Source organism: Streptomyces sp., assembly GCF_031181555.1.
GTDB classification, from domain to species: Bacteria; Actinomycetota; Actinomycetes; order Streptomycetales; family Streptomycetaceae; genus Streptomyces; species Streptomyces fimbriatus.
In genome coordinates, this window is the sequence record NZ_JAPSKQ010000215.1 from 2,809 (window position 1) to 8,858 (window position 6,050).

Here is a 6,050-nt window from a genome sequence, read left to right on the forward strand (position 1 = left end):
CTCGCGCTGCGCGAGGGGGACTGCTTCGACGCGCCCGGCGGCCTGGAGGGTGTGGCCCTCGACGCCGACCGGGTGCCCTGTGCGGGGGAGCACGACGGCGAGGTCTTCGCCCTGGTCACCCTGCCCGACGGCGCCTACCCGGGGGACGCCCGCCTCACCGACACCGCCGACGGGCGGTGCTACGCGCTCCGGGCCGCCTATGCCATGGACGGCTGGGCGCTGCCCGACGACGCGGACACGTACTACGAGCACTACGACAAGGGCTGGGAGCTCATCGACCCCCACCGGTCGGTCACCGCGCGCAAGGCTCTGGGCCTGGCCTCCTCGCCGCCCGCGTACGACGAGGAGGCCGAGCGCGACACCGGGAGCGGCGAGAAGGAGGTGTGAAGGCCGCTATAGCGGGGAGAAAGTGCCTGGTAAAGCCCTCGTGCGGTGCATGTCATCACATCGAGTGATTCTCTGGCCTTTGCTTGCCTGGGACAACCTACGGTTGTCACGCTGTTGCTGTCTGTACAACCTGATGGGAGCGGCCAGTGACAATCGGTGAGCAGCCGGCGTATCTGCGCGTCGCGAGTGATCTTCGCAAGAAGATCGTCGACGGTCAGCTGCCACCGCACACCCGCCTCCCCTCGCAGGCGAGGATCCGCGAGGAGTACGGCGTCTCGGACACGGTCGCGCTGGAGGCGCGCAAGGTGCTCATGGCGGAGGGCCTCGTCGAGGGCCGCTCCGGCTCGGGGACGTATGTGCGCGAGCGGCCGGTGCCCCGGCGGGTCGCCCGCTCCGGGTTCCGGCCGGAGCGCGGGGCCACGCCCTTCCGCCAGGAGCAGGCCGACACGAGCGTCCACGGCACCTGGGAGTCCAGCAGCGAGCAGACCGAGGCCGGCGCCGCCATCGCCGAGCGGCTCGGCCTCGAGCCCGGCGACCGCGTGATGCGCACCAAGTACCTCTTCCGGGAGGCCGGCGAGGCGGTGATGCTCTCCACCTCCTGGGAGCCGCTGGCCCTGACCGGCCGGACGCCCGTGATGCTGCCCGAGGAGGGCCCGCTCGGCGGCATGGGCGTCGTCGAGCGCATGCGCGCCATCGACGTGATCGTGGACAACGTCACCGAGGAGGTCGGCGCCCGCCCCGGCCTCGCCGAGGAACTGGCCCTGCTGGGCGGCGTCCCCGGACATGTCGTCCTCGTCATCCAGCGCACGTACTTCGCCTCGGGGCGCCCGGTGGAGACGGCCGACGTGGTCATCCCGGCCGACCGCTACCGGGTCGCCTACCACCTGCCGGTGAAGTAGCGCCGCTCCGGTGCCGTGACACCCTCCCGCCGGCGGAGCGCCCGCCCGGTGACGCGGCCGGGCGCTCCGGCCGGCGCGTCGGCCGCCGAGCCGGCGCGCCGTCGCACTCCTTTCGCGCCCCCGACACCGCCTCCGCTCCGGCGCGCCGTCCGGGACACGGGCGCCCCGCCGCCGTAGCGATCTGGCCGTTCTCGCAGGCCGCCCAGGGGCGGCGCGTACGAGGCGGTATGCCGCTGACCGGATGCATCGGTCGCCGCGCACGGCGCATCCACCACCGCGCGCCCCCTGCGTACTGGCTGGTTGCGTGCCTCTTTGTGAAAAGGCGTATTCGCTGCGTGAAGGTAAGGCGTAGGCTCAGGCATATGCGGACTGCGGTTTCCTTACCGGGCGGGGCGCGGCACAGGCCGCGGGCGGGAAGTGGAGGGGCGCGATGAACGACGGCACGGTCACTCTTCCCTGGCTCGTCGTGCGGCAGGACGACAACGGCAATCGGTACCGAGTGGGCCGGTACGCGACCCGCGCCGAGGCGCAGAAGATCGCGGACAGCCTCGACAGCCGCGGACACAAGCAGCTGTACTGGGTCGAGCGGATCGGCCAGAACGGAACGTCCGCCGGCTGACACCGGCCGCCCCGGACGCGCCCGGCCGGCCTCCCGTAGGCTCCGGCGCATGAGCGAGCGGATCGTGGTGGTCGGTGCGGCCCTGTGGCACGGGGGACGGCTGCTCGCCGCCCGCCGGAGCGCACCCGCCGAGCTGGCCGGGCGCTGGGAGTTGCCCGGGGGAAAGGTCGAACCGGGGGAGGCCCCGGACGCGGCCGTCGTGCGCGAGCTGCGCGAGGAACTCGGCGTCGACGCCGAGGCCGGTGAACGCGTCCCGGGGGAGTGGCCGTTGAGGACGCCGTACGTGCTGCAGGTGTGGACCGCCCGTCTGCGCCCCGGGTCCGCCGTTCCCCGGCCCCTCCAGGACCACGACGCGCTGCGCTGGCTCACCCCCGCCCGGATCTGGGACGTCGACTGGCTCGACCACGACGTCCCCGCCGTCCGGGACACCCTCGCCCACCTCGGTCTCACCGCACGGCAGCCGTAGGCGGCGTACGCGCCCTGTCCGCCGTACCGCCCCACGCGCCCTGCGCGCCCTGCGCGCACACGCCGTGCGCGCCTCGCACGCCGTACGCGCCGTCCGGGGCGTGGTCCCGCCGGCGAGAGCGTGTCCTCCCGCGCCGTTCGTGCCACAACGCGCCGTCGTGCGCGGTACACCGTCCGGGATGCCGGGTATGTGCCCATTAACCCCACGAAACCGGACATGGGTGGACTCGCTGGGCGGGGAAGTGATCCACGTGATCGACACCGAAGGCGGCTGCGCCGCGTGGACGTTCCCCGCGGACCCGGGCGCCGTGCGCGCCGCCCGTTCCGTCGTCCGCGACCGACTGCACGGCTGGGACCTCGACAGCGTCGGTGACCTCGCGGCCCTGCTGGTCAGCGAACTGGTCACCAACGCCCTGCGGCACGCCACCGGCCCCATCGGCGTCCGCCTGACGCGCCCGGCGGACCTCGGCGGTGTCCTCCTGGTGGAGGTCTCCGACCCGCTCCCCGACCTCCCCCACGGACGCGTCGCCCGGCCCGACGACGAGAGCGGTCGCGGGCTGCAGCTCCTGGACTCCACCTCCCGCCGCTGGGGCACCCGGCCCGGCGGCGCGGGCAAGACCGTGTGGTTCGAACTCGCGGTGCCGCGGTGAGGCACGGCGCCACCGCTCGCGGGTGTGCGCCCCCGCCCCTTCCGACGGGCGGTCGGTCCCGGTCGCCGGAGGTTGTCGAAAGAGGGGGTTCGACGGCGTGTCCGCTGGTTAGAAGACTGGAAGTGTTCTCACAGCGGGGACCGAAAAGCGTCGGGACCGTGCTGTGATCGTGAACACCGTGTCGTGCGGCGCCGTAGTGCTGGATACTGCGGGCAGCCGCTTCCGGTGACCGGTGCCGGACGCGGTGAGCTGGAGGGGACGGTTCGCGTGAGCGAGATACCAGCGAAGGCCACGGAGTCCGAGGACTCGTCGGGCGGCCCGAGGACGGAGGCCGCGGACGGCCTCCTCCCCGGCGACGCCCCGTCCGCCGACGCGATGTGGCAGAGCAGTCCGCCCGGCTCCATGTACGACTACATCAAGGTCGCCTCCTTCTCCATCGGCCCGGACGGGCTGGTCGACCAGTGGAGCCTGCGCGCCGAACAGCTCTTCGGCATCCCCGCCGACCGCGCCGTCGGCATGGACCCCATCGCCGCCTTCGTCGCCTCCGACCGGCGTGAGCAGGGCCAGCGCAAGATGGCCGAGATCCTCGACGGCCGGGAGTGGACCGGAGTGGTGCCCTTCCGGCTGCCGGACACGGTGGCGCGGGACGAGCGCGACCGGGAGGGCCTGGCCGAGGTCTACGTCATGCCGACGCGGACCGAGGAGGGGGAGAGGGCCGCCGTCTGCATCGTCGTCGACGTCCGCACCCTGCGCCGCATCGAGACCGACCTCGCCGCCTCGCAGGCCATATTCGGCCAGTCTCCGTTCGGCTTCCTGCTGATCGACCCCGACCTGCGGGTACGCCGCGCCAACCAGCGGTTCGCGTCCATCTTCGGCGGCACTCCGGACGACCACCGCGGCAAGGAAGTCCACGACTACCTGCCGCGCGGTGAGGCCGAACGGGTCGCCGCGACCCTGCGCCGGGTGCTGGAGACCGGCGACTCCATCACGGACATGCACGTCACGGGCTTCGTGCCGGGCTCCGACGAGCGCCGCCACTGGTCCGTCAACCTCTACCGCGTGCACAGCGGCAGCGGCCGGCCCATCGGCATCGCCTGGCTCGGCACCGACATCACCGCCCGCCGCGCCGCCGCCCGCGAGGCCGCCGCCGCGCGGCGCAATCTCGCCCTCCTCAACGAGGCCGGCGCCCGCATCGGCAACTCCCTCGACCTGGAGACCACCGCCCGCGAACTCCTCGACGTCGTCGTCCCCGGCTTCTGCGACCTGGCCACCGTCGACCTCTACCAGGGCCTGCTGGCCGGCGACGAGACCCCGCCGGGGCTGGCCGACGGCAGTGCGGAGGTGCGCCGGGTCGCCTTCGCCAGCGCCGTCTCCGACGCGCCGTTCGACGGCACCTGCGAGCGGGTGGAGCTGGGCGCCGTCCACCACTACGCGTTCAACTCGCCCTGGGCGGACGCCCTGCGCACCGCCCGCCCGCAGACCGTCCCCGGTGAGGAGGGCGGACTGGTGCAGTCCACGCTCGCCGTGCCGATGGTCGCCCACGACACGGTGGTGGGGCTCGCGCAGTTCGCCCGGACCAAGGGCAGCGAGCCGTTCGGCGACCGCGACCGCGACCTCGCGGTGGAACTGGCCGCACGCGCCGCCGTCTGCATCGACAACGCCCGCCTGTACCGGCGCGAGCACGAACGCGCGCTGATACTGCAGCGGTCCCTGCTCCCCCCCGGCGACCCGGAGGCCTCCGGCCTCGACATCGCCTGCCGCTACCTGCCCGGCAACGCGGCCACCGGCCGGCCCAGCGAGGTCGGCGGCGACTGGTTCGACGTCATCGAACTGCCCGGTCACCGCACCGCGTTGGTCGTCGGCGACGTCATGGGCCGGGGCTTGCGCGCCGCGGTGGCCATGGGCGAACTGCGCACCGCCGTACGCACCCTGGCCCAGCTCGACCTGGAACCCGCCGAGGTCCTCTCCCAGCTGGACGAGATCGCCCGGGGCCTGGGCGCCCCCGGGGGGCCCTCCCAGACCTTCGGCTCCGGGGGAGGGATCCGGCAGGCCACCCGGGCGGCCCGCCGCCCCCGCGAGGCCGACCTCTCCGAGGTCTACCTGGCGACCTGCGTCTACGCCGTCTACGACTCGGTGACCAGACGCTGCACCTTCGCCAACGCGGGCCACCTGCCGCCCGTCCTGGTCGAACCCGGCGAGTCCGCGCTGATGCTGGACGTGCCGCCCGGCATGCCGCTCGGTGTCGGCGGGGAACCCTTCGAGGAGGTGGAGGTCGAACTGCCCGAGGGCGCCCTGCTCGCGCTCTACACGGACGGACTGGTCGAAAGCCGCGACCACCCCCTCGACGAGGGCCTGCGGGCCTTCGTGGGCGCGCTCACGGACCCGCCCCACCCGTCGCCCGGCCACCGCTCCTCGACGACGGCGCAGCGCGCCGACACCCGTCCGAACCTGGAGGACGTCTGCGACCACGTCCTCAACACCCTCAACCCCCACCACGGCGAGGACGACATCGCCCTGCTGATGGCCCGCATCCAGGGGCTGCCCGCCGAGTCCGTCGGCGACTGGACCCTGCCGCGCGAACCCCGCAGCGTGGGCCGGGCCCGCGAGTACGCCCGCGCCCAGCTGCTCAGCTGGGACCTGGAACCCCTGGTCGACACCACGGAACTCCTGGTCAGCGAGCTGGTCACCAACGCCCTGCGCTACGGCGAGGGCGAGATCAGGCTCCGCCTCCTCCTCGACCGCACCCTGGTCTGCGAGGTCTGGGACTCCGGCCTGGTCCAGCCGCGCCGCCGCCGCGCCCGCGACACCGACGAGGGCGGCCGCGGTCTCCAGCTCGTCGGCCTGCTCAGCGCGGCCTGGGGCTCCCGCCGCACCCCCCGGGGCAAGACCGTCTGGTTCGAACTCCCCCTCCCCGGCACCGACAGCCCCCTCACCGACCCGGCGGAGGCGCTGCTGAGCCTGTTCTGACGCACCCGCCGGCGCCGCGTGCGCTCACCGCATGCGCAGCACCCGGTCATCCCGGTCCACCTG

At 73.7% G+C, this 6,050-nt stretch carries 4 protein-coding genes and 2 pseudogenes; all 6 read left to right on the forward strand.

What is annotated here, in order from left to right; genetic code table 11:
* Positions 1-387: pseudogene (locus RIM90_RS28495) on the forward strand (septum formation family protein); the annotation flags it as partial.
* A 146-nt stretch (positions 388-533) separates the two neighbouring features.
* A complete protein-coding gene (locus RIM90_RS28500; protein WP_309063631.1) occupies positions 534-1,286 on the forward strand; it encodes a GntR family transcriptional regulator in 753 nt (250 codons plus the stop codon).
* 400 nt (positions 1,287-1,686) lie between these two features.
* Positions 1,687-1,905, forward strand: a pseudogene (locus RIM90_RS28505) (SPOR domain-containing protein); the annotation flags it as partial.
* Between the two features lie 49 nt (positions 1,906-1,954).
* On the forward strand, positions 1,955-2,371 hold the full coding sequence (locus RIM90_RS28510; RefSeq protein WP_309063632.1) for a (deoxy)nucleoside triphosphate pyrophosphohydrolase: 417 nt from the start codon (positions 1,955-1,957) through the stop codon (positions 2,369-2,371).
* A 220-nt stretch (positions 2,372-2,591) separates the two neighbouring features.
* Positions 2,592-3,020 carry an ATP-binding protein gene (locus RIM90_RS28515; protein WP_309063633.1) on the forward strand — a complete coding sequence of 143 codons (429 nt, stop codon included), beginning with the start codon at positions 2,592-2,594 and terminating at the stop codon, positions 3,018-3,020.
* A gap of 267 nt (positions 3,021-3,287) precedes the next feature.
* On the forward strand, positions 3,288-5,987 hold the full coding sequence (locus tag RIM90_RS28520) for a SpoIIE family protein phosphatase (protein ID WP_309063634.1): 2,700 nt from the start codon (positions 3,288-3,290) through the stop codon (positions 5,985-5,987).
* The last annotated feature ends 63 nt before the right edge of the window (positions 5,988-6,050 follow it).

Coding starts and splice junctions, on each gene's coding strand:
- RIM90_RS28510 (WP_309063632.1), top strand. CDS start 1,955: ATGAGCGAGCGGATCGTGGTGGTCGGTGCGGCCCTGTGGCACGGGGGA.